Source organism: Streptomyces sp. NPDC025784 (assembly GCF_055558435.1).
In genome coordinates this window covers 45,836-70,912 of the sequence record NZ_JBVHMN010000014.1, presented here as the reverse complement: position 1 = coordinate 70,912, position 25,077 = coordinate 45,836, and the positions used below count along the sequence as shown (strand labels likewise).

19 protein-coding genes are annotated in these 25,077 nt (G+C 70.9%); 13 read left to right on the top strand and 6 right to left on the bottom strand.

Annotated features, from left to right (window positions below; translation table 11 throughout):
- The first annotated feature begins 119 nt into the window (after nucleotides 1-119).
- On the top strand, nucleotides 120-1,013 hold the full coding sequence (locus ACZ4IF_RS28610; protein ID WP_467567873.1) for a S1 family peptidase: 894 nt from the start codon (nucleotides 120-122) through the stop codon (nucleotides 1,011-1,013).
- 18 nt (nucleotides 1,014-1,031) lie between these two features.
- Here ACZ4IF_RS28610 and ACZ4IF_RS28605 read toward each other — a convergent pair whose 3' ends face one another.
- Together ACZ4IF_RS28605 and ACZ4IF_RS28600 are read right to left on the bottom strand one after the other, a co-directional pair.
- Nucleotides 1,032-2,660: an N-acyl-D-amino-acid deacylase family protein gene (locus ACZ4IF_RS28605; RefSeq protein WP_467567871.1), complete on the bottom strand. Its 1,629-nt coding sequence runs from the start codon at nucleotides 2,658-2,660 to the stop codon at nucleotides 1,032-1,034.
- A gap of 9 nt (nucleotides 2,661-2,669) precedes the next feature.
- A complete protein-coding gene (locus ACZ4IF_RS28600; protein ID WP_467567869.1) occupies nucleotides 2,670-3,947 on the bottom strand; it encodes an amino acid deaminase in 1,278 nt (425 codons plus the stop codon).
- A gap of 324 nt (nucleotides 3,948-4,271) precedes the next feature.
- Here ACZ4IF_RS28600 and ACZ4IF_RS28595 point away from each other — a divergent pair, with 324 nt between their 5' ends.
- From ACZ4IF_RS28595 to ACZ4IF_RS28575, 5 genes are all read left to right on the top strand, one after another.
- Nucleotides 4,272-5,462 (top strand): sugar kinase, encoded by a 1,191-nt coding sequence (locus tag ACZ4IF_RS28595; protein ID WP_467568137.1) that lies wholly within the window; start codon nucleotides 4,272-4,274, stop codon nucleotides 5,460-5,462.
- Nucleotides 5,459-6,238, top strand: coding sequence for an IclR family transcriptional regulator (locus ACZ4IF_RS28590; RefSeq protein WP_359493910.1), 780 nt, complete (start codon nucleotides 5,459-5,461; stop codon nucleotides 6,236-6,238). Before ACZ4IF_RS28595 ends, ACZ4IF_RS28590 begins: the two co-directional genes overlap by 4 nt.
- A complete protein-coding gene (locus ACZ4IF_RS28585; protein ID WP_345656442.1) occupies nucleotides 6,235-6,645 on the top strand; it encodes a RidA family protein in 411 nt (136 codons plus the stop codon). Before ACZ4IF_RS28590 ends, ACZ4IF_RS28585 begins: the two co-directional genes overlap by 4 nt.
- Nucleotides 6,646-6,769: 124 nt before the next feature.
- Nucleotides 6,770-8,287: a GntP family permease gene (locus ACZ4IF_RS28580; protein WP_467567866.1), complete on the top strand. Its 1,518-nt coding sequence runs from the start codon at nucleotides 6,770-6,772 to the stop codon at nucleotides 8,285-8,287.
- Nucleotides 8,288-8,351: 64 nt separating this feature from the next.
- Nucleotides 8,352-9,056, top strand: coding sequence for a hypothetical protein (locus tag ACZ4IF_RS28575; protein ID WP_467567864.1), 705 nt, complete (start codon nucleotides 8,352-8,354; stop codon nucleotides 9,054-9,056).
- Nucleotides 9,057-9,080: 24 nt separating this feature from the next.
- Here the strand turns inward: ACZ4IF_RS28575 and ACZ4IF_RS28570 are convergent, their stop codons facing one another.
- A complete protein-coding gene (locus ACZ4IF_RS28570) occupies nucleotides 9,081-10,445 on the bottom strand; it encodes a M14 family metallopeptidase (RefSeq protein WP_467567862.1) in 1,365 nt (454 codons plus the stop codon).
- Between the two features lie 361 nt (nucleotides 10,446-10,806).
- On the opposite strand from ACZ4IF_RS28570, the gene ACZ4IF_RS28565 reads away from it, so the two are divergent.
- A complete protein-coding gene (locus ACZ4IF_RS28565; protein ID WP_467567860.1) occupies nucleotides 10,807-12,138 on the top strand; it encodes an Nramp family divalent metal transporter in 1,332 nt (443 codons plus the stop codon).
- A 13-nt stretch (nucleotides 12,139-12,151) separates the two neighbouring features.
- On the opposite strand, the gene ACZ4IF_RS28560 is transcribed toward ACZ4IF_RS28565, so the two are convergent.
- Together ACZ4IF_RS28560 and ACZ4IF_RS28555 are read right to left on the bottom strand one after the other, a co-directional pair.
- Nucleotides 12,152-13,414, bottom strand: coding sequence for a hypothetical protein (locus ACZ4IF_RS28560; protein WP_467567858.1), 1,263 nt, complete (start codon nucleotides 13,412-13,414; stop codon nucleotides 12,152-12,154).
- A 57-nt stretch (nucleotides 13,415-13,471) separates the two neighbouring features.
- Nucleotides 13,472-13,987 carry a SigE family RNA polymerase sigma factor gene (locus ACZ4IF_RS28555; protein ID WP_467567856.1) on the bottom strand — a complete coding sequence of 172 codons (516 nt, stop codon included), beginning with the start codon at nucleotides 13,985-13,987 and terminating at the stop codon, nucleotides 13,472-13,474.
- 193 nt (nucleotides 13,988-14,180) lie between these two features.
- On the opposite strand from ACZ4IF_RS28555, the gene ACZ4IF_RS28550 reads away from it, so the two are divergent.
- Complete coding sequence (locus tag ACZ4IF_RS28550; RefSeq protein WP_467567854.1) at nucleotides 14,181-18,761, top strand: RHS repeat-associated core domain-containing protein; 4,581 nt, start codon at nucleotides 14,181-14,183, stop codon at nucleotides 18,759-18,761.
- Nucleotides 18,762-18,779: 18 nt separating this feature from the next.
- Entirely contained in the window at nucleotides 18,780-19,127 is a 348-nt protein-coding gene (locus ACZ4IF_RS28545) for a hypothetical protein (protein WP_345658841.1), read from the top strand.
- A gap of 139 nt (nucleotides 19,128-19,266) precedes the next feature.
- Here the strand turns inward: ACZ4IF_RS28545 and ACZ4IF_RS28540 are convergent, their stop codons facing one another.
- Nucleotides 19,267-20,964, bottom strand: coding sequence for a chitinase (locus ACZ4IF_RS28540; protein ID WP_467567851.1), 1,698 nt, complete (start codon nucleotides 20,962-20,964; stop codon nucleotides 19,267-19,269).
- 393 nt (nucleotides 20,965-21,357) lie between these two features.
- Here ACZ4IF_RS28540 and ACZ4IF_RS28535 point away from each other — a divergent pair, with 393 nt between their 5' ends.
- The 4 genes from ACZ4IF_RS28535 to ACZ4IF_RS28520 all read left to right on the top strand — a co-directional run bounded on the left by ACZ4IF_RS28535 (nucleotide 21,358) and on the right by ACZ4IF_RS28520 (nucleotide 25,060).
- A complete protein-coding gene (locus ACZ4IF_RS28535; protein ID WP_467567849.1) occupies nucleotides 21,358-22,239 on the top strand; it encodes a hypothetical protein in 882 nt (293 codons plus the stop codon).
- Between the two features lie 90 nt (nucleotides 22,240-22,329).
- A complete protein-coding gene (gene cpaB, locus ACZ4IF_RS28530) occupies nucleotides 22,330-23,043 on the top strand; it encodes a Flp pilus assembly protein CpaB (protein ID WP_095936355.1) in 714 nt (237 codons plus the stop codon).
- Nucleotides 23,044-23,081: 38 nt separating this feature from the next.
- Nucleotides 23,082-24,698, top strand: coding sequence for an AAA family ATPase (locus ACZ4IF_RS28525; RefSeq protein WP_467567847.1), 1,617 nt, complete (start codon nucleotides 23,082-23,084; stop codon nucleotides 24,696-24,698).
- Nucleotides 24,695-25,060 (top strand): TadE family protein, encoded by a 366-nt coding sequence (locus ACZ4IF_RS28520; RefSeq protein WP_467567845.1) that lies wholly within the window; start codon nucleotides 24,695-24,697, stop codon nucleotides 25,058-25,060. The genes ACZ4IF_RS28525 and ACZ4IF_RS28520 overlap by 4 nt, the downstream gene beginning before the upstream one ends.
- Nucleotides 25,061-25,077 lie beyond the last annotated feature (17 nt).

Below are 25,077 nucleotides of genomic sequence, written 5' to 3'. Positions count from 1 at the left end.
AACGCGGCCGGAAACAACTTCTTGTCGCCCCACCCCTCGCGCATCACAATGCGCATGACAAAACAGAAGGGTGACCGGAAAACCTTCGGTCGCCCCAAGTCGCAAGAGGGGACCCCCACATGAGAAAGCCTCTCGTCGCCGCGCTCTTCGCCCTGGTGATCGCCGGGGCAGGTGCGGCACCCGCGGTCGCGGCGCCCGCACCCGAGCGCGCCGGGCAATCACCGGTCCAGGAGCAGGCGTCGGCCGGGAAGGCGTCGCCCGACCGGGCGCCCGCCGTTCAGGCCGTGGACTTCGCCGGCACCGTCTCGCTCAGCAACTGCTCCGGCTCCGTCGTCCGGATGCCCGGTTCCGAGGACGACGACCCCGCGCTCGTGCTCTCCAACGGCCACTGCCTGGAGACCGGCTTCCCGGAGCCCGGCGAGGTCATCGTCGACCAGGCCTCCAGCCGGTCGTTCGGCCTGCTCAACTCCGCGGGCACCAGGGTCGCGACGCTGCGCGCCGGCAAGGTCGCGTACTCCACGATGACCGACACGGACGTCACGATCTATCAGCTCACCCGCACCTACGCGCAGATCAAGAGCTCGTACGGCATCAGCGCGCTGACGCTGAGCGACACGCATCCGGTCGCCGGCACGGCCATCAAGGTCGTCTCCGGCTACTGGAAGCGCATCTACAGCTGCAACATCGACGGGTTCGTGTACCGCCTCAAGGAGGGCGACTGGACCTGGAAGGACTCGGTCCGCTACACCTCCGCCTGCAACACCATCGGGGGCACGTCCGGTTCACCCGTCGTAGACAACTCCACCGGCAAGGTCGTCGCCGTCAACAACACCGGCAACGAGGACGGCGGGCGCTGCACCGTCAACAACCCCTGCGAGGTCGACGCCAACGGCACCGTGACGGTCCGCCAGGGCATCAACTACGCCGAGGAGACCTACCAGATCGTCCCGTGCTTCGGGCTCGACAACAAGCTGGACCTGAGCCGCTCCGGCTGCACCCTGCCCAAGCCCTGACCGCTGCGCGGCGGGTGGTCATCCGGTCGGCTCGCGGCGGACCGCCCGCCCCGCCAGCACATCCGTCCTGCGCCCGTCCGCGATCACGAAACGGCCGTCGACGAGGACGTACGGGATACCGGTCGGCAGCGTGCGCGGGGCCTCGAAGGTGGAACCCGCGGCGACCGTGGCCGGGTCGAAGAGGACCAGGTCGGCGCGGTTGCCCTCGCGGACGATCCCGCGGTCGGGCAGCCGCAGCCGGGCGGCCGGGCGGCCGGTGAGATGGGCGACGCACTCCTCCAGGGACAGCACGCCCAACTCCCGCACGTACCGGCCCAGGTAGTGCGGGAAGGTGCCGTAGGCCCGCGGGTGCGGCTTGTCGCCCCGCAGGATGCCGTCCGAGCCGCCCGTGTGCACGGGGTGGCGCATGATCGCCCGGACGTTCTCCTCGTGGCCGACGTGCTGGAGGATCGTCGGGCCGAGCCGGTCCTCGACCAGCAGACGGCGGGCGGTGTGCCAGGGAGTCTCGCCGCGTTCGTCCGCTGACTGCCGGATCGTGCGGCCGACATAGGAGGCGAGGCCGGGGTCGCTCATGCCGGAGATCTCGATGGTGTCCCACTCGATGGGGACGCCGTGGCAGCCGTCCGCGCCGACGACCTCCATGTGGTGCCGGATCCGCTCGGCGGTCGCGTCGTCCCGCAGCCGGGCGAGGACCGCCTCCGGGCCGCCCTCGCTCGCCCAGCTGGGCAGCATCGCCACGAGCGTGGTGCAGCCCGGGGTGTAGGGATAGGTGTCCAGGCTGATGTCCGCGCCGTCGGCCAGCGCCTCGTCCAGCAGAGCCAGCAGTTGCGGGGCCCGCCCCTTGTTGACGCCGAAGTTCATGGTGGCGTGGGCGAGGTGCAGCGGGCAGCCGGCCTCGCGGGTGAGGGCGACCATCTCCTCGTACGCCTCCAGGGCGCCCGCTCCGTACGAGCGGTGGTGCGGGCAGTAGTAGCCGCCGTGCGCGGCCACCACCCGGCACAGTTCCGTCAGTTCGGAGTCCTTGGCGTACATCCCGGGCGTGTACGTCAGCCCGGACGACATGCCGACGGCGCCCTCCCGCAGGCCGTCGGCCACCAGCCGGCGCATCCGGTCCAGCTCCGCGGGCGTCGCCTCGCGGTCCTCCCAGCCGACCGCGAGCATGCGCACGGTGCCCTGCGGGATCAGGTACGCGGCGTTGACCGCGATGCCCTCGCCGTCGAAGCCGTGGTCGAGCCGGTCCAGGTACTCGCCGACCGACCGCCAGGTGAAGTCGATGTCGTCGCCGTGGCCGTTCCAGCCGGTGATCGCCCTGCGGACCTCGGCGAGCGTGCGGTCGTCCACCGGCGCGTACGACAGGCCGTCCTGGCCGATGACCTCCAGGGTCACCCCCTGCGCGACCTTCGCGCTGTGGTCCGGGTCGCGCAGCAGCGCCAGGTCGCTGTGCGCGTGCATGTCGATGAAACCGGGGGCGAGGACCAGGCCCTCGGCGTCCAGTTCCCGGCACGCGGTGGGGCGCTGGCAGCCCGCCGCCGCGGCCTCCTTCACGATCGAGACGATCCGGCCGCCGTCGACGACCACGTCGGCGCGGTACGAGGGCGCACCGGTGCCGTCGACGACGTCCGCGTCACGGATGACGAGATCCAGCACGGCGGCCTCCTAGAAGAACGTGCGGACGTAGTCGACGACCGTGCCGTCCTGCTCCACCACAGGAATCAGCTCCCACTTGTCGAAGGACGTGCAGGGGTGGGACAGCCCCATGCCGATCCAGTCGCCGACCCGCAGCTCCGCCCCGGGGGAGGTGCGCAGCCACGCGTGCTGGTCGGAGAGCCCGGTCACCTCGACGCCACTCGCCGGGTGCTCGACGCCGTCGCGCCGTACCACCTGCGCCTCGGGCAGATCCAGGTCGTACGCCGCGTCCCGCTTGCCCGCGTTGGCGAAGGCCTGGTCGGTGCTGGGCCGGGAGACCACCTGGGCCCACAGCCGGAAGGCGGGGTGCAGCGCGCCCTCTTCCGGGACGCGGGCGAAGGGGGTCAGCTTGCGGTAGTGGCCGTCGTCGTGGGAGACGTACGCGCCGGACCGCAGCAGCTTCAGGACCGGCCGGGAGAGCGCGGGGATCTCCGCGAAGACGTCGGCGACCGCGTCGAACCAGGCGCTGCCGCCCGCGCTGACGACGATCTCCTCCAGACCCGTGAACCGGCCCGCCTTGTCGAAGTCCGCCGCCAGCGCGGTGAGCCGGCGCAGCCAGGCGTGCACACGCTCCGGGTCCGCCTGCGGCACCTCGCCCTCGTAACCCGCCACGCCCACCAGTCGCAGCGTCGTCGTCGCGGCCACCGCGTCGGCGACCGTCGCGCACTCGGCCTCCGTACGGACGCCGGTGCGGGCGCCCTCGCCCGCGGCGAGCTCCACGACCACGTCCACGGGGCGGGCGGTGCCGGCCAGCGCCGCGTCCATCAGCTCCACACCGCGCACGGAGTCCACGTAGCAGATGAAGCGGAAGTCCTCGTCCCGGGCGAGCTCGGCGGCGATCCAGCGCAGCGCCGCGTGGTCGACGAGCTCGTTCGCCAGGAAGATCCGGTCGATCCCGAACCGCCGTGCGACGCGCACCTGGTGGGGGACCGCGAGCGTGATGCCCCATGCGCCGTGCTCGATCTGCTGCCAGAACAGCTGCGGGGCCATCGATGTCTTGCCGTGCGGCGCGAAGGCGAGGCCGTGCCGGGTGGCGTACGTCTCCATCAGGGCGAGGTTGTGCTCGAGCCGCTCGGCGGAGAGCGCGAGGACCGGGGTGGTGAAGCCGTCCGTGAACAGGTTGCGGCGCTGGGCGGCGAGCTCGCCGACGGTCAGTCCGTCGGCGTCCGGCGGGAGGCCCTTGAAGCGGTGGTCGACACGGTCCGCCGTGAGAGCGGCGAGCTGTGCTGCGGCGGTGTCGGCGCCCATGGGGCCTCCTTGATGAGGTGTGGTGCCCGCGCTCCGCTGGTGCGTTGCGCGATGTGCAACGGTCATTGCGTATGTCGCTTACTGCTGTCTAACATCCCAGCCAACGCAGGGTCAACGGTGCCGTTGGCCGCGAGGTCCTGCCGTCGAACCCCCGCCGCCCGCTCGAAGGGCGGAGGGAGCGCGACGGCCGGCCCTGGAGTGTCCACCACACCGTGCCCGCGAGAGCAAGGAGCCTCAGCCATCGTGACCCCCGACGGACCCGTTGACACCGCGCCCCACGACGCCGCCGCCGGCCCCGTCGACGTGGTCGCCCTCGGCGAGTCCATGGTCACCTTCCTGCCCTCCCGGCCGGGCCGCCTCGCCGACGTCCCGTCCTTCGAGCGGGGCATCGGGGGCGCCGAGTCCAACGTGGCGTGCGTGCTCGCCTGCGCCGGGCACACCGCGCGCTGGGTCGGCCGGGTCGGCGCGGACGGGTTCGGCGACCACCTCGTGGAGACCATCGCCGCGTACGGCGTCGACACCTCCGCCGTGCGGCGCGACCCCGAGCGCCCGACCGGCATCTACTTCCGCACCGCGGGCGACCGGGCGACCGACGCCCACGAAGTCGCCTACTACCGGGCCGGGTCCGCCGCCTCCGCGATGGCCGCCGACACCCTGGACCTCGACGCCGTCCGCGCCGGCCGCGTCCTGCATCTGTCCGGCATCACCGCCGCGCTGTCCGAGGACTGCCTCAACCTGATGCGCGAACTCACCGCGCCTCGGCCCGGCCGTCCGCTCGTCTCCTTCGACGTCAACCACCGTCCTGGACTGTGGCGTGACGTCGCGGGCCCGCGGGTCCTGCTCGACCTGGCCCGCGGCGCCGACATCGTCTTCGTCGGCGAGGACGAGGCGCGGGAGGCCTGGGGACTGCACGGGGCGCGCGCCGTCCGCGACGCCCTGCCCGAGCCCGGCGTCCTGGTCGTCAAGCAGGGCGAGGCGGGGGCGACGGTGTTCGAGAAGAACGTCACCGACCGGGGCGAGGCGCTCGGGGGCGTCGATGGAGACGGGAGGGACGAAGGGGGCGAAGAGCGCGAAGGGGAAGGCCTCGGCGGTCGGGGCGAGGCGCGCGTCGGCGTCGGTGGAACCGGCGAAACGGACGCCCCCGGCGGCCGGGGGCGGGGCGTCGCCGACACCGGGCGCGCCGCCGATACCGCCACCTTCGTGCCCGCCCTGCACGTCGACGTCGTCGCCGCCGTCGGCGCCGGCGACGCCTTCGCCGCCGGCTTCCTCTCCGCCACCCTGCGCGGACTGCCTGTCCGCGACCGGCTCCGGCACGGCCACCTCATGGCCGCCGCCGCGCTCACCGTCCCCGGAGACCTCGCCACGCCACCGTCCCGCGACCACGCCGACCGCCTGGCAGCTCTCGACGACGACGCGTGGGGGAGACTTCGACTCGGCCCCGGCTGGACGAAAACCATCGGCCACGCCGCCGATCGAACCGTCGATCGGGCCGAGGAGGAGGTACGCACGCCATGAGTCAGACCGTCGACCGCGCGCTCAGTATTCTGCCGCTGCTCGCCGAGGGCCCCGCCGACCTCGGCCAGGTCGCCGACCGGCTCGGTGTGCACAAGTCCACCGCGCTGCGGCTGCTGCGCACCCTGCACGAGCACGGACTCGTCTACCGCCAGTCCGACCAGCGCTACCGGCTCGGTGCCCGTCTCTTCGCCCTCGCCCAGGAGGCCGTGGAGAACCTCGACGTGCGCGAGATCGCCCACCCCCACCTCGTACGCCTCAACGAGCAGTGCGGACACACCGTCCACCTCGCCGTCTACGAGGAGAACGAGGTCCTCTACATCGACAAGGTGGAGAGCCGCTACCCCGTGCGCATGTACTCGCGCATCGGCAAGCCCGTCGCCATCACCGTCGCCGCGGTCGCCAAACTGCTGCTCGCCGACCTCCCCGAGGCCGAGCGGCGCGCTCTCGCCGACAAGCTCGACTACCCCCTGTACACGGCCCGTTCGACCCCCAACGCGCCCGCCTTCCTCAAGGAGCTGGCGACGGTGCGCGAACAGGGCTGGGCCACCGACCTCGGTGGCCACGAGGAGTCCATCAACTGCGTCGCCGCCCCCATCCGCGGCGCGGACGGACGCGTCGCCGCCGCCATGTCGGTCTCCGCGCCCAATGTCGTCGTCACCGCCGACGAACTCCTCGCCCTGCTCCCGCTGGTGCGCCGTACCGCCGACGCCATCAGCCGCGACTACTCGGGCAGGACCCCCACGAAGGAAGCCCCCCAAGAAATGAGCACGGAATGACGGACAAGATCGCCCTCACGCCGAAGACGCACACCACCCCGCCCGCGAAGTTCTCGCACGGTGTGAAGAAGGGCAACATCCTCCAGGTCGCCGGCCAGGTCGGCTTCCTGCCCGCCGAGGAGGGCAAGCCCCCGACGCCCGCCGGCCCGACTCTGCGCGAGCAGACCCTCCAGACCCTCGCCAACGTCAAGGCGATCCTCGAAGAGGGCGGCGCGAGCTGGGACGACGCGATGATGATCCGCGTCTACCTCACGGACGTCGGCCACTTCGCCGAGATGAACGAGATCTACAACCAGTACTTCGAGGAGCAGGGCCTCACCGCGCCCCCCGCCGCCCGCACCACCGTCTACGTCGGACTGCCGGCCGGACTCCTCGTCGAGATCGACGTGCTCGCCGTCCTCGGCTGACACGCACCCTCGCACCACCCGCACGCCGTCACGGCGCGGCGCCCCACACCCGTCATCCCCGGGGCGCCGTGCCGCGATTCCCCCTGCCCGAAAGCACCATGCACTTACGAAACAGAGGCCCTCCATGGCGTCCCCCCTGTCCCTCTGGTCCTCGGTGCCGTCGCATCCGCTCGCGGCGCCGGCTCCAGCCACTCCTGAGACACCACCCCACACCGGCGGTCTGCTCCTCCTCGTCGACGGCACCGCCGGGCTGCTCACCGTCGCCGCCCTCGGCATCGCCCTGCTGCTGTTCCTCATCATCAAGGCCAGGCTCCAGCCGTTCGTGGCCCTGCTCGCCGTCTCCATAGCCGTCGGCCTGGCCTCGGGACTGCCGGTCACCGAACTCTTCGGCACGGTCCAGCGGTCGACGGCCGTCTCCGTCATCGAGTCCGGCATGGGCGGCATCCTCGGCCATGTCGCGATCATCATCGGCCTGGGCACCATGCTCGGCGCCATCCTCGAAGTCAGCGGCGGCGCGGAGGTGTTGGCGTCCCGGCTGCTCAATCTCTTCGGCGAGAAGCGCGCACCGCTCGCCATGGGCCTGACCGGCCTCATCTTCGGCATCCCGGTCTTCTTCGACGTCGGCATCTTCGTCCTCGCGCCGATCGTGTACGCCGCCGCCAAGCGCTCCGGCAAGTCCATCCTGCTCTACTGCCTGCCGCTGCTCGCCGGCCTGTCCATGACCCACGCGTTCCTGCCCCCGCACCCCGGCCCGGTGGCCGCGGCCGGTCTGCTGCACGTCCAGCTCGGCTGGGTCATCCTCATGGGCATCGTCTGCGGCGTCCCCGCCGTCCTGGCCGCCTGGGTGTACTCCGCCTGGATCGGTAGGCGCCTGTTCGTCCCCGTGCCGCAGGACATGGTCGAGGCCGCGGCGGAGGCCAAGCAGGCGGTCGTCGAGGAGCAGCGCGCGTCGGGAGTGGAGCCCCAGGAGAAGCCGGTGCCGCTCGGTACGGTCCTCGGCATCATCGGTACGCCGCTGGTGCTGATCCTCGCGGCCACCTTCTCGTCGATCGCCCTGGACCCGTCCACCGTCCGCTCGGTCATCGAGTTCTTCGGCAGCCCGTTCGTGGCCCTCACGATCGCCCTGCTCCTCGCGTACTACCTGCTCGGCATCCGCCGCGGCTGGTCCCGCAAGTCCCTGGAGACGGTGTCCACCTCGTCGCTGAAGCCGGTCGGCAACATCCTGCTCGTGGTCGGCGCGGGCGGCATCTTCGGAGCCGTGCTGAAGGCGAGCGGCGTCGCCCAGGCGCTCTCCGACACCTTCAACGACGTCGGCCTCCCGGTGATCGTCCTGTCCTACCTGATCTCCGTGGTCCTGCGGGTGGCCCAGGGTTCGGCGACGGTCGCCATCGTCACGACCGCGGGCATCGTGGCCCCGCTGCTGACGGAGGGTCATCACTCCCAGGCCTTCGTCGCCCTGGTCATCATGGCGATCTCGGCGGGCTCCATCTTCGCCTCGCACGTCAACGACGGCGGGTTCTGGATGGTCGCCAAGTACTTCGGCATCAGTGAGCGCGACACGCTGAAGACGTGGACCGTGCTGGAGAGCGTGCTGTCCGTGGCGGGCTTCGCCGTGGCCGCCGCGGTCAGCCTGGTCGTGTAGGCGTCTGATAACGAAGTCGGGGCTGGCTGTGTGCGACACAGGATCGTCGACCATACTGCCCGCTGTGGAGCAGCGCATAGGTTCGAGCAGCCAGCCCCTGGGCGCCGGATTCGACCCGGCCTTCGTCCCCGGACTCACCTCGCCCGCGGACGCGGAGCCCGAGGACGCGGTGTCCGGCACCGCGGCCGAGGACCCCGCGGCCGACGACGGCGGGGTCGGGGAGACCTCGCCGAAGGCGGCGGAGTCCGGTGAGTCCGACGTCGAGGACGCCGAGAAGGCGGCCTCCGACGCGACGGACGACGCGGACGACGCGGACCGCACGGACGGCGAGGAGACCACGGAGGCCGGCCCACGGAAGGCGGCGGCCGACGCCTTTGCCGACGACGCGGACGACGAAGCGGAAGGCGACGGCGACAGGGCCGAGGCGGACGCGGACGACGCGGCCGACCCCGACGGTCCCGTCTTCGAGGCCTCCGACCGCCGCGCCTCGATCACGGCCGACCACCGCGGCGTACGGCTGCGCCTGGACGACCAGGAGGCGGAGTTCCGCTGGGACGAGATCGGGGCCGTCGAGACGGAGTCCCCGCGCTTCGGCAAGCGGTTCACCGTCACCGTCCACACGCCTGACCGCCGCTGGTACCCGATCGAGATCGAGGCGACGGCCAGGTCGCGCTTCAAGGAGTGGGAGTCGCGGCTCGACGAGGTCCTGGACGCCTACTTCGAGGACGGCGAGGACGCCGCGGAGGACGCCGAGGGCGACGCCGCATGACGGGCGCGGGGCACCGCGCCCCGGCTAGCTGCAGTACTGGTCGGCCTTCCCGATCGACCGGTACATGCAGTCGGCGTTCTCCAGGAGTTGCAGCACCGCGTCACGGTTGCGTGCCGTCTCCCGCTCGATGACCTCGTCGGGCGGGTAGAAGCCGCCGCCTCCGGATGACGGGTACATCTCGAAGGTGTAGCTGAAGATCTTCTGGGCGCCCCACAGGTAGTCGTCGATCGAGCCGTCCGTGATGTAGAGGTCGCTGGACTGCTCGGGCGTGTAGCCGTTGCTGGCGGCCATCTTCTCGCCGACGGTCCTGAAGGCGTTGTAGTCGTCGGCCGTCATCCCGGTGGTGGTGTTCGAGTACGTGTACCCGAACGGCCACAGCACCAGCTCGCTGTACGTGTGGAAGTCGATCCCGGCGGTGATCTGCTGCTTGCCGCCGACGACCCGGCCGCGGACGAAGTCGGCGACGACCTTCACCTCGGGTGCCGACTCGGCGGACGCCCCGCGGTAGGTCTCGGACGACTTCGACCCCGAGGAGCCGCCGCAGCAGCCCCACTTGTAGTTCCAGTTGCGGTTCAGGTCGGTGCCGACGTACGAACTGCCGCTGTTGGGCTGGCGGTTCTTGCGCCACGAGCGGTAGGAGCCGGTCGCGATGTCGTACTCGCCGCCGTCGGGGTTGAGGTCGGGGACGATCCAGATCTCACGGCTGTTCACCATGTCGGTGACACGGGAGTCGGAGCCGTAGCCCGCGCCGAGTTCGCGGAGCAGGTACAGCGCCATCTCGACGGTCAGGTGCTCGCGGGCGTGCTGGTGGAAGGTGAAGAGGACCTCGGGCTCGTTCTCGTCGGTGGCCACGTTGTCGCTGACCTTGATGGCGACGATGTCCCGGCCCTGGTAGGACTTGCCGATCACCCGCTTGCTCATGATGTTCGGGTACGCGGCGAGGCGCTGGTCGATCTCCGTGTTCATCTCGGCGTAGTTGTGGTACTTCGAGTCCGCCGACGGGAAGTCGAAGAGCCGGACGTCACCGGCGCCGCCCGACCGGTCCGGCGCCGAGCCCGGAGGCGAGACGTCGTAGCCGAGCGCGCGCAATTTCCTGATCTGGTCCGCGCGGCCCGAGACGACGACGGTCTCCTCGTCGGCCTCGTCCACGGTGACACCGGTCCGCTGGATGGCCGTGCGGGTCACCGGTGTGGTGCGCTGATGGATCTCGTACTGGCGGACGTCGTCGGCGGAGGGGGCGTGGGCTCTCGCTCCGTTCGCGGTGGCGTCGGTGACGGTGGCGGTGAGGGGGGCCGCGAGGGCGAAGGCCGCGAGGACGGCGAGGGCGGCGGTGCGCCGGCCGCCTCTCCTCGACCCGGTCGCGCCGCTGCCGCGTATGCGAAGTCGCATGAAGTCTCCTTGTGTCTCCAGGAATTCCGGGATCTCCGGAATGTGGGGAGTGGAGCGGGGGGTGGTTCATGGCGACGTGCCTGGTGCGGGTGCGGCGCTCATGGTGCGACCGTGGCATGAGCAGGTCAAGCGATGACAAAGTGACGATGGCGGGAATCGGCCGAAATTCAGCCCGGTGGCGTACGCGGCCCGCACCGGGCGCGGCGCCGTGCCCGGTGTGCGGACGTGCGCGTGCGCCAGGTCCGGGCGTGGCCCGGGCGCCCGCCCCGGCCGGGGGTCGTGTGCCCGATGGGTGCACATCGCGTGGCGATCGGCGTACGCGCCCTTGTGTCACCACCGTGCTTTACGCTTTCTTGACCGCATGACGGAGACCACCGGGAAGTCCGAGAAGCCGGCGTCGGGGGAGACCGACTCCCGCCCCCGCAAGTCCAGTTGGAAGTACATCGGGCCCGGGATCGTCGTCGCCGCGACCGGTGTCGGCGCCGGCGACCTCGTCGCCACCCTCATCGCGGGCAGCAACTTCGGCTACACGCTGCTGTGGGCCGCCGTCATCGGCTGCCTGGTCAAGATCTCCCTGGCCGAGGCGGCGGGCCGCTGGCATCTGTCCACCGGCCGCACGCTCTTCGACGGCTGGGCGAGCCTCGGCCGCTGGACGACGTACTTCTTCGTCGTCTACGCGGTCGTCTGGGGCTTCGTCTACGGCGCGGCGGCGATGTCGTCCAGCGCGCTGCCGCTGCAGGCACTGTTCCCCGGCGTCTTCCCGGACGACTGGTCCATCAAGCCGTGGGCCGTCCTGTGCGGGCTCGTCGGCCTGGTCTTCGTCTGGTTCAACCGGTACGAGGTCTTCGAGAAGGTCATGACGGTGCTGGTCGGCGTGATGTTCGTCGTCACCGTCTACCTCGCGGTCCGGGTCACACCGAACCTCGGCGACGCCCTCGCGGGACTCCTCCCCGTGCTGCCCGACGAGAAGGACTCGGTCCTCAACACGCTCGGGCTGATCGGCGGGGTCGGCGGCACGATCACCCTGGCCGCGTACGGCTACTGGGTCAATGCCAAGGGCTGGACGAACACGGGCTGGATGAAGGTGATGCGCCTCGACAACCGGGTCGCCTACATCACCACCGGCATCTTCGTCGTCGCGATGCTCTTCGTCGGCGCGGAGCTGCTGCACTCGGCGAACGTGGCCATCGCCAGTGGCGACCAGGGGCTGATCCAGCTCGGCGACATCCTGGAGGAGGAGTACGGCACGGCGACCGCGAAGTTCTTCCTCATCGGCTTCTTCGCGACCTCCTTCACCTCGCTCATCGGCGTCTGGCACGGCGTGAGCCTGATGTTCGCGGACTTCGTGGCGCGCTACCGGACCCGGGAGCAGGTCACGGGCGAGGAGGTCGCGGCCGGCGGGCGCGAGAAGTCCTGGCCCTTCCGCGCCTATCTGCTCTGGCTGACCTTCCCTCCGATCGTGCTCCTCTTCCAGGGCCAACCCTTCCGGCTCGTCATCCTGTACGGAGTCCTGGGCGCGGCCTTCCTCCCCTTCCTCGCCCTCACCCTGATCTGGCTCCTGAACTCCTCCCGCACGCCCCGCGAATGGCGCAACGGCCCGCTGAGCAACGCCATGCTGGCGATCGCCGGGCTGCTCTTCCTGGTCCTGTGCGTCAAGCAGATCTGGGACCAGCCCTGGTCGGACCTCTTCTGAGGGGCCGTGCGGGTCACTTGAGCAGCTCGTGCCACTTCGGGCTGAGGGCGATCGTCCGCAGCTCCTTCATGGTCAGCGCGGGGGTGGCGCGGGTCGCCGCGCTCTCCTGGTTCCCCGCGTTGAACGCACTGACGACCACACGCGTGCCGTCGACCCTGATCGTGTCGGCGGTCCACATCACGACGCCCGCGCCGCCCTTCTCACCCGGCTGCTTGCGCGTGGCGACCTTCGTGCCGTCGGGCAGGGTCTCGGCGTCGGAGCCGAAGAGCTGACCCTCGACGTCGGACATGTCGGCCTGCACATTGATCTGGACGAGGCTCTTGCCCTTGCCGTCGTCGACGATCACATACGCGTACTCGCTCTCCTGGCCGCCCTTCGCTTTCACCGCGACGCCCTTGGGCAGGAGGGAGACGAGAGCGGACGAGATCGCCTTGCCGTCGGCCGAGGGCCGCGGGGCCGTCGACGGAGCGGACTCCTTCCCCTTGTCCTTCTTCGGGATGGCGTCGACGGCGGTGCGCCACGCCGCGGCCGTGATGACCTTCTTCAACTGCGCAGGCGACAAAGGCGGGTTGGCCCTGCTGACGGGAGCGTCCTTCTCGGCGGGCGCGTTCCACTCGGACACGCTGACCTGCTGGCCCTTCGGGGTGACGAGCTGCGCATACCAGTGCTTCGTGTCCACGCGGCGGTCCGGGTACTCGTACCCCTGGAAGATCATGAGGGCGGAGCCGTCGGCCAGCGTGCTCGTCGTGCAGGCGTCGTAGGACACCAGGTTCCTGTCCGGGCACGTGGTCGACTCCCGGGCCGCCCCGCTCCCCGGTTCGATGCGGCCCATTCCGACCTCGACGGCTGCCTTTCCGTCACCGTCGTCGTACACGAGATGGGCGGTCGGGCCGAGGGGGTGGCTGGTGGAGCGCGCCTGCTCTTCGCTGAACCTGCCCGACGGGAGCAGCCCTTCGAGCGTCCGGAGCAGTTCGGCTCCCGACACCTCGCGTGTCTGACTGCCCGTCCGCACCTTCGAAGGGCTCGCGGCCGACTGCTGCGGAGGCCCGGCGTCCGGCCCCGGCACCAGCAGAGCCCCGCCCACCCCCACGAGGGCGAGCCCGGCCACGCTTCCGGTGATCGCGATCCGACGCCGCAGTCGCAGCCTGCGGCCGCGCGTCTGCCCGGCGGCGGCCAGAGCCAGCCGGTCGGTCTCGAAGGTGTCGCCCGCGTGGCGCAGCGCCTCGCCGAGCCGTTCCTCGAAGGGGTCCTCGACGGGGGAGTTCTCGGCATGCATGGGGAACCACCGTTTCTTGAAGAGAAGTGAGCGAAGGAGGAGCGAGGTACAAGGCGGTCAGGGCGTCGCGTGCTCGTTGAGGCTGTCGCCCAGTAGCGCCCGCAGCTTGGCCAGCGCGCGGACGCAGCGGGTGCGCACGGCGGCCGAGCTGGTGTGCATCGCGTCGGCGGTCTCCTCGATGCTGCGGTCCTCCCAGTAGCGCAGGACGACCACGGCCCGGTCCTTCGAGGGCAGTCGGCGCAGCGCCTCGACCAGAGTCAGCCGCAGGGTCGTGTCACCGTCGGCGGTGCCCGGATCCGCTACATCCGGAATCACGTCGGTGGCGCGCTCCCCGCTGCTGTGCAGCCGCCGGTGGGCGAGGAACGTACGCGTCAGGACGGTCTGCGCGTACGCTGCCGGGTTCTCGCTCCGGGACACCCGCCCCCAGCTGACGTACATCCGGCCGAGCGCCTCCTGCACGAGGTCCTCGGCGAGATGCGTGTCGCCGCCGGTGAGCAGACACGCCGACCGGTACAGATGTCCCGCGCGGGCCGCCGCGAACTGCGCGTAGTCGTCCGCACGGACCTGCCTCATGCGCTTTCCCCCCGGTCGCTGCCCCCGTCATCACTTCTTCGATGCGGTGGACCCCCGGAAATGTTTCACCCCGCTCGCCGCGTCCGCCAATCGCTGCTGCGGACCTGCTGTCCCTCCACGCCGGACAGGAACATCCAGTAACTTCACTGGTGCGTACGAGAGTTACTGCGGCAAACGTGACGGGGGTTGCGGCGTGGCGGGGAATCGGCCGGGGGACTGGCATGTCCTGGGTCTGGAGAAGGACCCGACGCCGGGTGATCCGGACCGGGTGCGTCATCTGGCGAAGAGTTTGCTGGACTTCGCGGACGATGTCGGGGAGGCGTTGCGGTCGGTCAAGGGGATGGCGGACGAGGACGCTGTTCTGAAGTGGGCGGGGAAGTCGGCGAAGGCGTTCGGGGACGAGTTCTCGGGTGTGCCGAAGCAGTTGAAGAAGTTGAAGAAGTCGTACGAGATGGCCGGGGATGCGCTGGCCGTGTACTGGCCGGTGCTGGAGCGTGCGCAGGCCCTGGCGGACAAGGCTCTGGCGAAGGGTCGTGAGGCGCAGTCCGACCTGTCCTCGGCCAAGTCGCGTCTGTCGTCGGCGGATTCGTGGGTGACGCGGGCGAACAAGGAAGCGGACAAGTACAAGGACGATCCGACCGGCAGTAAGGACAAGGAGAAGCCGGACGAGGCGAAGGTGCGTGCGGCGACGCGGGATGCGCAGCATGCGAAGTCGGCGCAGACGTCGGCGCAGTCCGATGTGACGAGCGCGAACGGTGCGTTGGACGCGGCGAAGAAGATGGCCGAGGATGCGCGGAAGATGCGTGAGGAGGCCGCGCGTACGGCGAAGACGAAGATCGATGAGGCGTCGGACGCGGGGATCCACAACCGTAAGTGGTGGGAGGAGGTCGGGGACTGGTTCTCCGACAACTGGGACACCATCGTGGCGGTGTGCAAGGTGGTCGTGGCGGTGGTCGGGATCATCGCGATGATCATTGGTGGTCCGATCCTGGGTGCGATCGTGCTGATCGCCGCCCTGGTGGTGCTCGCGGACACGCTCAACAAATACGCGAAGGGCCAGGCCTCCTTGTGGGACGTGGCGTTCGCGGCGCTGGACTGCATACCCGGGGGCAAGGGGATCACCACTCTCGGCGGACTGGCGAAGGGGCTGAAGGCCTTCGGCAAGACCGGCCTGAAAGGCATGGCCCTCGGGCTCAAGGGACTTGCAAAGGGCGCCCGTTCGGGCGCGCGGCAGATGAAGACGCTCTTCACCCGCGGTGACCCGATCGACGTGGCGACCGGCCAGATGGTCATGTCGGCCCGGGACGTGCTCCTGCCGGGAATCCTGCCGCTCGCCGTGGAACGCCACCACCGCACCGGTGCCCGCTCGGGCCGCTGGTTCGGGCCCAGCTGGATCTCCACCCTCGATCAGCGTCTGCTGCTCGACGCCGACGGGGTGCGGTTCGTCGCCGACGACGGGATGGTGCTGATCTATCCCGTGCCCGAGCCCGGTCTGGACGTCCTGCCGGTCGAGGGCCCCCGCTGGCCGCTGGAGTGGACCGACGGCCCGGACGGCCGTATGACCGTCCGGCAGCCCCAGACGGGCCGCAGCCTGCACTTCCGGGCCCAGCCCGGCTCCACCGGCGCCGAACTCCTCCTCGACGCGGTCACCGACCGGCACGACAACACGCTGCGCATCTCCTACACCCCCGACGGCGCACCCGAGACGATCACCCACCACGGCGGCTACCGCGTCGGAGTGACGGCCGAGGCGGGCCGAGTCACCGCCATGAACCTCCTCAGCGCCCCCGGGCAGCCGGTCCTGGTGCGCTACGCGTACGACGAGCGCGGCAACCTCTCCGAGGTTCACGACTCCTCGGGGCTTCCCCTGAGGTTCTCCTACGACGACCGGCGTCGTGTCACCCGCTGGGAGGACCGCAATGGCACTTGGTACGGCTACACGTACGACCGGCAGGGGCGATGCGTCCACGCGGGCGGCACGGACGGCATCCTCGACTACGACTACGCGTACGACGAGAACGCCCAGACCACCACCGTACGGAACTCGCTGGGCCACTCCACGCTCTACACCTTCAGCGACACCCTTCAGCTCCTGACCGAGACCGACCCGCTCGGCCACACGACCACCCGCACCTGGGACCGGTACGACCGGCTGCGGACGATCACGGATCCGCTGGGCCGCACCACCCGGTACCGATACGACGAGCACGGCCGGAACACCGTGGTCGAGTATCCCGAGGGCACCACCGCGACGCTCGCCCACGACGGTCTCGGCCTGCCGGTGCACGCCACCGACCCGGACGGGGCACAGGCCTTCCACACGTACGGGGAGCACGGCGATCTGGTGGCGACCACCGACCCGGGCGGCGCCGTCACCCGGCACCGGTACGACGATCACGGCGGTCTCGTCGAGACCGTCGACGCCCTGGGCGGCGTGCGGCGCGTCGAGCGCGACGGGGCCGGTCTGCCGCGCCGGGTCACGGACACGGCCGGCGCGGTGTCGTCCTGCGTCCGTGACGCCTTCGGCCGCATCGTCGAGAGCACCGACCCCGTCGGCGGCGTCTCGCGCTTCGGCTGGACCCCCGAGGGGCGGCTGGCCTGGCGCACGAAGCCGAGCGGGGCCACGGAGCACTGGCGCTACGACGGCGAGGGCAACCTCCTGGAGCATCGTGACGCGGCGGGCGGCTCCACGCGCTGGACCTACGGCCCCTTCGACCTCGTCAGGACGCGGACGACCCCGGACGGCTCGGTCCTGACGTTCGCCTACGACAGCGAACTCAGGCTGCTGAGCGTGGCGAACGCCGGCGGCGCGGTGTGGTCGTACGGATACGACCCGGTGGGCAACACGGTGACCGAGGAGGACTTCAACGGCCGCCGGATCACCTACCGCCACGACGCGGCACGACAGCTCGTCGAGCGGAGCGAGGGACCGGACCACACGGTCCACTACGAGCGGGACACCGCGGGCAACGTCGTCACGCGGCGCAGCGCCGACGAGACGGCCGTCTTCTCCTACACCCCGGCCGGACGCATGATCCGTGTGGCCAACGCGCACGCGGAGGTGGAGTTCGCCTACGACGCCGCAGGCCAGCTGATCGCGGAGACCTGCAACGGACGCACCGTGTCCAGCAGCTACGACGAGCTGGGGCGGCGCACGCGGCGGACCACCCCCGAGGGCGTCGTCAGCCGCTGGGAGTACGACCCGGGACACCGTCCCGCGGCTCTGCACATCGGCCCGCAGTCCCTGCGCTTCGCCTACGACGCGGCGGGCCGCGAGACGGGCCGTGACCTCGGCGCGTCCCGGGTGCTCTCCCAGAGCTGGGACGAGGACTTCCGGCTGACGGAGCAGACGCTGGTCGCCGCCGCGGACCGGCGTGTGCAGGAGAGACGCCGCTACACGTACCGGCCCGACGGGATACCCACCGGCGTCGACGCCTGGGCGGACGGGGCCCGCCGCTACGCACTCGATTCCGCGGGACGTGTCACCGGCGTCGACGCGGCGGGATGGACGGAGCGGTACGCGTACGACGCGGCCGGGAACATGAGCGAGGCCACGGCGGGCAATCCCGGCGAGGACGCGGTCGCCGCCGGCACACGGCTGCGACGCTCCGGCCGGATCAGCTACACGTACGACGCGTACGGGCGGGTCGTGCGCAGGACCGTGCGGCTGCTGTCCGGGGGGAGCCGGACGTGGAGCTACACCTGGGACACGCTCGGCCGGCTGCTGACCGCGGGCACACCCGAGGGCACCACCTGGCGGTACGCCTACGACCCGCTGGGGCGCCGGATCTCCAAGCGGCTCGTCGACGACAGCGGGCGGACGCGGAGCGAGACGGTCTTCGTCTGGGACCGCGACAGCCTCGCCGAACAGACACAACGGGCGGCCCCCGACTCCGCCCGGCACGTGACGACGTGGGAGTTCTCGCCCGCGCCGGTCCCGCGCCCCCTCGCGCAGGTCGACAGGATCGAACCGGCAGACCTGTCGCAGGACGAGGTCGACGTGCGGTTCCGTGCCATCGTGACCGATCTGGCCGGAGCGCCGAGCGAACTGGTCGACGCCCAGGGGCGGGTGACCTGGCGGCGCCGGGCCACGGTCTGGGGCGCCGGACAGCCCACGGCCGGCGACGACATCGACTGCCCGGTCAGATTCCCGGGCCAGTACAACGACCCCGAGACCGGGCTCGACTACAACCGGCACCGCTACTACGACTCGGCGACAGGGCGCTATCTGACCCCCGACCCCCTGGGACTCGACCCGGCGCCCAACGACTACGCGTACACGGACAACCCGCTCGTGTGGAGCGACCCGCTGGGACTCGCCCCCTGCGGCCCGGCGATCATCAACCACTACCGTGGCGCCTCGCAGCGCGTGCCGGGCGGACAGCTCGGTCCGGCGGTGAGCGTCCGACAGTTGCGGATGGCGCTCGGCCGGCGGGGGATGTCCGTCGAGCACTACGACATCGTGCACGTCCCCCAGATCGACGGGCCCCTGGGTCCGGCCTTCGGGAACAGTCCGCACACCGCGGACGGCTTCCCCATGCTGGGGCCGCGCGGACGTCCCGTGATCGAGATCTCGGACCTCGGCCTGCGCAGCATGGACGAGGCGGTCAGTACAGTCTTCCACGAGACCATGCACCACCATCAGCAGGCGGCTCGTCGGGGGATGCAGGACGCCCACAACGACAGGGCGTACATCACGACGCCCGGCGACGAGGAAATGGCGGAGCTGTACGGGCAGCAGATGCTCGAACGGTTCCGCGCCCGAGGCGGCTGAGTGAACGAGGAAGCAGGCATGCGAGAGTTCGACGCGGACCAGGTCAGGGAACTGGTGGCGGGCCCGAAGTTCTACGAGGACCAGTCGGAGCGGGTCTGTCCCGCCTGCGGCCACTGCGCGGTGCGCACCTACGTGTACCGCAGCCACATCCGCGTGCGCCCCTCACTGATCAGCTACATGTGGTGCGCCAATTGCCGGCGCTTCAAGGGGTGGACCGGACCCGACCTGGGGACCTTCGACTTCACCGACCCGATGGAGAAGCTGTCGACGGACGAACGTGCCGCCATGGCGAAGGACTTCGGCGGCTTCTTCCGGAACCTGGACAGGTTGTGGGACTCCGGCGAACTGCCCCAGCGGTTCTCGTGAGGCGCGGCGCCGCCGCTCGTGGGGCCGTCGCGGCCCGGCAGGGGCGGTAGGGGCCGCGCGCGGGCCGTCGCCCCCGGACGCGGTCCGGCCCCGGCTGTGGCGCAGCCGGGGCCGGACCTTCGTCCTGCTGACGGGGAGGTCAGCCGAGCGCGTGCACGTGCGGTCCCACCGCGTTCGACCAGGCGTTGCCCGCCGACGCGTCCCAGTTCGTCGACCAGGTCATCGCGCCGCGCAGAGCCGGGTACGTCCTGGAGGGCTTGAAGGAGCCGCAGTTGGTGCCCTTGGCCAGGCAGTCGAGGGCGTTGTTCACGATCGTCGGGGAGACGTAGCCGCTGCCCGCGCCGCTGGTGGAGGCGGGGAGGCCGAGACCCACCTGCGACGGGGCGAGGCCTCCCTCCAGCTGGATGCAGGCGAGGGCCGTCAGGAAGTCGACCGAGCCCTGCGAGTACACCTTGCCGTCGCAGCCGAGCATCGAGCCGCTGTTGTAGTACTGCATGTTGACGACGGTGAGGATGTCCTTGATGTTCAGGGCCGTCTGGAAGTAGGAGTTCGACGTGGACTGCATGTCGATCGTCTGCGGGGCCATCGTGATGACGAGGGACGAGCCCGCCTTCGAGGACAGGGAGCGCAGCGCCTGCGTCATGTAGGTCGCGTTGAGGCCGTTCTCCAGGTCGATGTCGACGCCGTCGAAGCCGTACGTCTGCATCAGGGAGTAGACGGAGTTGGCGAAGTTCGTCGCGGACGTGGAGTCGCTCACCGACACGGTGCCGTTCTGGCCGCCGATGGAGATGATGACCTTCTTGCCCGCGGCCTGCTTGGCCTTGATGTCCGCCTTGAACTGGTCGACGGTGTAGCCGCCGAGCCCGGCCGAGTCGAGGCTGAAGCTCACCGCGCCCGGCGTACCGGTCGCGTCGGCGAAGGCCACGGCGATGATGTCGTACTGCGACTGGACGTCGGAGATCTTCTGGACCTTGGCGCCGTTGTTGAAGTTCTGCCAGTAGCCCGTCACCGCGTGTGCCGGTACGGCGCCGCCACCGCCGCCGCCCGAGGAGGCGTTCGTGGTGCCGGTGACGGCCGACGACTTGACCGACTCACCGGCCGAGTTCGTGGCGGTGACCTGGAAGGAGTACGAGGTGGAGGCGGCGAGTCCGGAGACGGTCGCGGAGGTGCCCGTCACCGACTGGACCTTCGTGGCGCCCTGGTAGACGTTGTAGCCCGTGGCCCCGGAGACCGTGTTCCAGGCGAGCGAGACGGACGAGGACGTCGTGGACGAGACGGCCAGGCCGCCGGGTGCCGCGGGGACGGTCGGGGCCGGGTCGCCGCCACCGCCGCCGTCGGGTCCGAACACCGACAGGTCGTCCGCGTAGTACGCGGCCTGTCCGTACCAGCCGTGCGTGTAGACGGTCACCGAGGTCGTCGACGAACCGGTGGTGAACGTCGTCGTCAGCTGCTTCCAGGACGAGGAGTCGGGTGTCCACGTCGACACGTCGGTGGTCCCCGTGCCGGTCGCGCCGAGGTAGGTGTAGCCGCCCTGGACCCACGCGCTCAGCGTGTAGGTCGAGTTGGGCTTGACCGCGACGGTCTGGGTGCACTTGGCGTTGTCCTGCCCGGCGGGCGTGGCCTTCAGGGCCGCCGAGCCGCCGTGCACCGGCGAGGAGACGGTCGTGCCGCTGCCCGCGGAGCACGTCCAGTTGCCGAGGCCCGACTCGTAGCCGCCGTTCTTGGCGTTGTTGATGTCGGCGGCCGCGGCGTCGGTGGCCAGGCCGGTGAGGGTGAGGGCAGACGCGGCGAGCGCGGCGGAGAGGAGCCCCGCCCAGACGCGTCTGCGTCCGGGCATGCCTGATACGCGGTCCACTGGGACCTCCGTGAGGGGAAGGGGGGAAGAAGGGGAGGCGTACGGGGAGGTGCGGAACGGTGGCCACCGTTGGGAGTACAAGTTGGTCCAGACCAATTCGGTTGTCAAGACCTCCGGAGTCCGCGAACTCTTCAACGGGTCTGCCGGAGGGCGGAGTTGTGGCATATTCGGATCACTCTCCGTTGATCGCGCCCCCACCTTCGGTGAGTTGATCTCGCGAAGTCGGTGTTGAGCGTGGCATGCCGTGGATATGGTGCTGATGCAAGAGGACGTCACAGTGACGATCTGTGGCCATCTGTGACGTTCCATGGCGATAAAGGGGCGATCTGAGGCGGTGGTTGACCACCCCGCCGCAGCGAACGGGGTGTGTGCAGCGTGCCGACCGCGATAGCCGTCACCAGTCCCGACCTGGTGCTTCCGCCGCACGACCGGCAGACCCCGCCCGCGGTCGTCCATCCGCTCGACACCCTCGAAAGCTCCCTCACCGCACTGCACGCCCTCGTCGAGCAGCACGGATACGTCATCGCGCTGCACTCGTCCTCCGCCGAGGACTCCGTCGTCCAGCGGCTGCACACCGCACGCTCCGTCCTGGAGAGCGACCGCGTCGCGCTGCTCGGCCTCGACCTTCCGCCGCTCGGACTCGCGTTGCTGGCCCAGCAGTTGAGACAGCTCTCGGTCTGCGACTTCAGCCCCGGAGTGCTCGCCTCCGCGGCCCGCCTGCTCGCGCACTACATCTACGCCGGAGCCCTGCTCGGCTCGGTCGCCAAGCTCGACCGGGTCCCGGTGTCGCTGAAGTCGCACGCCAAGTCCTGGGTCCCGGGCGCCCAGTTCGCCGTACTGGCCAACCCGCGGCCCGAACTGGTGAGGATCGGTCAGGGGGAGCTCCCCGGGCCCGAGTTCGGCACCCGGATGCACGTCGCCGTCGGCCAGCCGCCCTCCGACTGGGTCACCGCGACCCTCGCGCCCGGCTGGCGCGTGCAGAGCGTCGCGACCGTCCCGCTGCCGCAGGAATCGGCCCGCTGGTGGGGCACGTCACGGCTCACCGAGTTCGCCGCCGGACTGTACGACGTCTCCGTGCTCTACCAGCTCGTCTCGTCGGTCCGGCGCGACGAGTGCCACTGGTGCGGCCTCGAACTCATCGGTGACCGCTGCGGGTTCTGCGCCGCACCCCTGCCGCCACCGCCCGCACAGGAGCTTCCGGCCACCGCCGTCCGGGCAGCATCCTCCGTACGCGCCCTGCCCCGGGGTGCCACCTAGGCACACGCGTACCAGCACGACCGATCGACCCCGCCGTCCCCCGCAGATCGAGGTTGTCCGGATCATGCTCCATCACCGAGGTGAGATGTAGTGAACTCGCGCCAGCGCCGCGGCGTCATCCTGCTGGTCCTCTCGGCCCTGTGCGCCCTCGGCGCCTTCGCCGGAGTGCTCTCGGTGATCCGCGACGTGAACTCCAAGGTCGGACCGGAGGTGGCGGCGTACCGCCTCAAGGGCGACATCGCGCCCTACAAGGAGCTGACGGCCGACCAGTTCCAGAAGATCTCCATGCCCGAGCGCTGGCTGTCGTCCACCGCCGTCACCAGCCTCTCCCAGATCCGCGGCAAGATCGCGGTGACCCGGCTGGAGAAGGGCTCGCTGCTCCAGACCGACATGATCGTGGACCGGCCCGCGCTCGACGCCGGCCAGCAGGAGATCGCCATCATGATCGACGCGTCGACCGGGGTCGCCGGCAAGATCAACCCCGGCTCGCGGGTCAACATCTACGCCACCTTCAAGGCCGAGAACGACAAGGGCACCGACCAGTCCAAGGTCATCGTCGAGAACGCCCGCGTCATCGACGTCGGCAAGCTCACCGCCCTCGACCCCGGCCAGTCCAGCTCCGACCGCCGCAACAGCGCCAACCAGGCCGTCCCGATCACCTTCGCGCTCGACACGGCCGACGCCCAACGCGTGGCGTACGCCGAGTCGTTCGCGGAACACGTACGTCTCGCCCTGGTCGCCGGCGGCTCCGACGCGTCCGTCGCGCCCGGCGACCGCACGTACACCCTCAACGAGGACAAGTAGGAGGCGCGCATGAGGACCGTCCCCGGGGGGCTTCGCCGATGACCATCCGCATCCTCCCCGCCGTCGGCGACATCGACTCGGCCCGGGCGCTCACCACCCTGCTCAGCCAGCTCGCCGACGCCGAACCGGCCCCTCCCGTCCCCGACTCCACGGCCCTCCTCGACAGCCTCGCCCGCCTCGCCGGGGAGTCCCTCGACGAGCTGCCCGAAGTGGTGCTGGTCCACGAACGCATCGGCCCCGTCCCGGCGCTGGAGCTGATCCGCGACCTGGTGATGCGCTTCCCGGCCGTCGGCGTCGTCCTCATCACCGCCGACAACAGCACCGCCGTGCTCACCGCCGCCATGGACTCCGGCGCCCGCGGCATCATCGGCCTGCCCCTCGGCTACGACGCCCTCGCCGAACGCGTCCAGGCGGCCGCCACCTGGTCCGCCGGCATGCGCCGCCACCTGCACAGCGGAACCCCCGAGCTGTACACCGGCCCCGGCGGCGCCGTCCTCACGGTGACCGGGGCCAAGGGCGGCGTCGGCGCCACCGTCACGGCCGTCCAGCTCGCCCTGGCGGCGCGCGCGTCCGGCCGCACCGTCGCCCTGCTCGACCTGGACCTCCAGTCCGGCGACGTGGCGTCCTACCTGGACGTGCAGTTCCGCAGGTCGGTGGCAGACCTGGCGGGCATCAGCGACATCAGCCACCGCGTCCTCCAGGACGCCGTGTACACCCACGACAGCGGCATCGGCCTGCTGCTGGCACCCGCGGAGGGCGAACGCGGCGAAGAGGTCACCGACCGGGTCACCCGCCAGGTCCTCGGCACCCTGCGCTCCCGCCACGATGTGGTGGTCGTCGACTGCGGCTCCCAGATGAACGCCGCCACCGCGGCGGCCGTGGAGATGGCCGACCAGGCGCTGCTCCTCGTCACCCCCGACGTCGTCGCCGTGCGGGCCGCCAAGCGCATGGTCCGCATGTGGGACCGCCTGCAGATCCGCAAGGCCGAGGAGACCACCACGGTCGTCAACCGGCACACCCGCGCCACGGAGATCCAGCCCTCCCTCGTCGAACGCGTCACCGGCACCAGGGTCGCCCGGACCGCGGTCCCCGCCGCCTTCAAGGAACTCCAGTCCGTCGTCGACGCCGGCCGGCTCCAGGACCTCGACAGCCGCTCCACCGTGAAGCAGGCCCTGTGGACGCTCGCCGGCGAGCTGGGCCTGGTCGCCGCGCAGGAAGGCGGGGGAGGAGGCCGGCGCCGCAGGGCGCCCGCGGACCGCGGCGCACTGACACTGCGGCGCCGGGGCGGCGACCGGGGCGCGGTCACCCTCGAATTCGCCGGGATGTTCCCGCTGCTGCTCGTCGTCATGACGATCCTGTGGCAGTGCGTGCTGTACGGCTACTCGTACTCCCTGGCCGGGAACGCCGCCGACGAGGCGGCCCGCGCGGCGACAGCGGCGTACGCGGTCGACGGGGACTACGCGGGCGCCTGCGGCGCGGCGGGCGGCAAGCATCTGCCCGGCGCCTGGAAGGACGCCGACATCGCCTGCACCCCCGCGGGCCCCGTCATGAAGGCCGACGTCGAGGTCGACGTGCCGCTGTTCTTCCCGGGCTTCGACGCGGGCTGGCACGTGAGCGGCAGCGCGGGCGCGGCACTGGAGGGGGACGACGGATGAGCCCGCCCGCAGCGCGCCGCCGCTGGGACGACCGGGGCGTGTCCATCCTGGAGTTCACCGGGTTCCTGCCCATCCTGCTCCTCATCGGCATGGCCGCCATCCAGCTCGGCCTCGTCGGCTACGGCGTCAACCAGGCCGGCTCGGGAGCACGCGCCGCCGCCCGGGCCGCCTCGCAGCACGACGGGGACGGAGTGGCCGCGGGGAACGCCGCCGTCAGCGGATGGCTGGACCCCGCCGTGCCCCAGCCGGCCAAGGGCGCCGACACCACGACCGCCACCGTCACCGTCCACGTCCCCTCCGTCATCCCCTTCCTCGACGGCTGGGACGTGACCCGTCACGCCACCATGCCCACCGACGACTGACCGGGAGGAGCCGCACC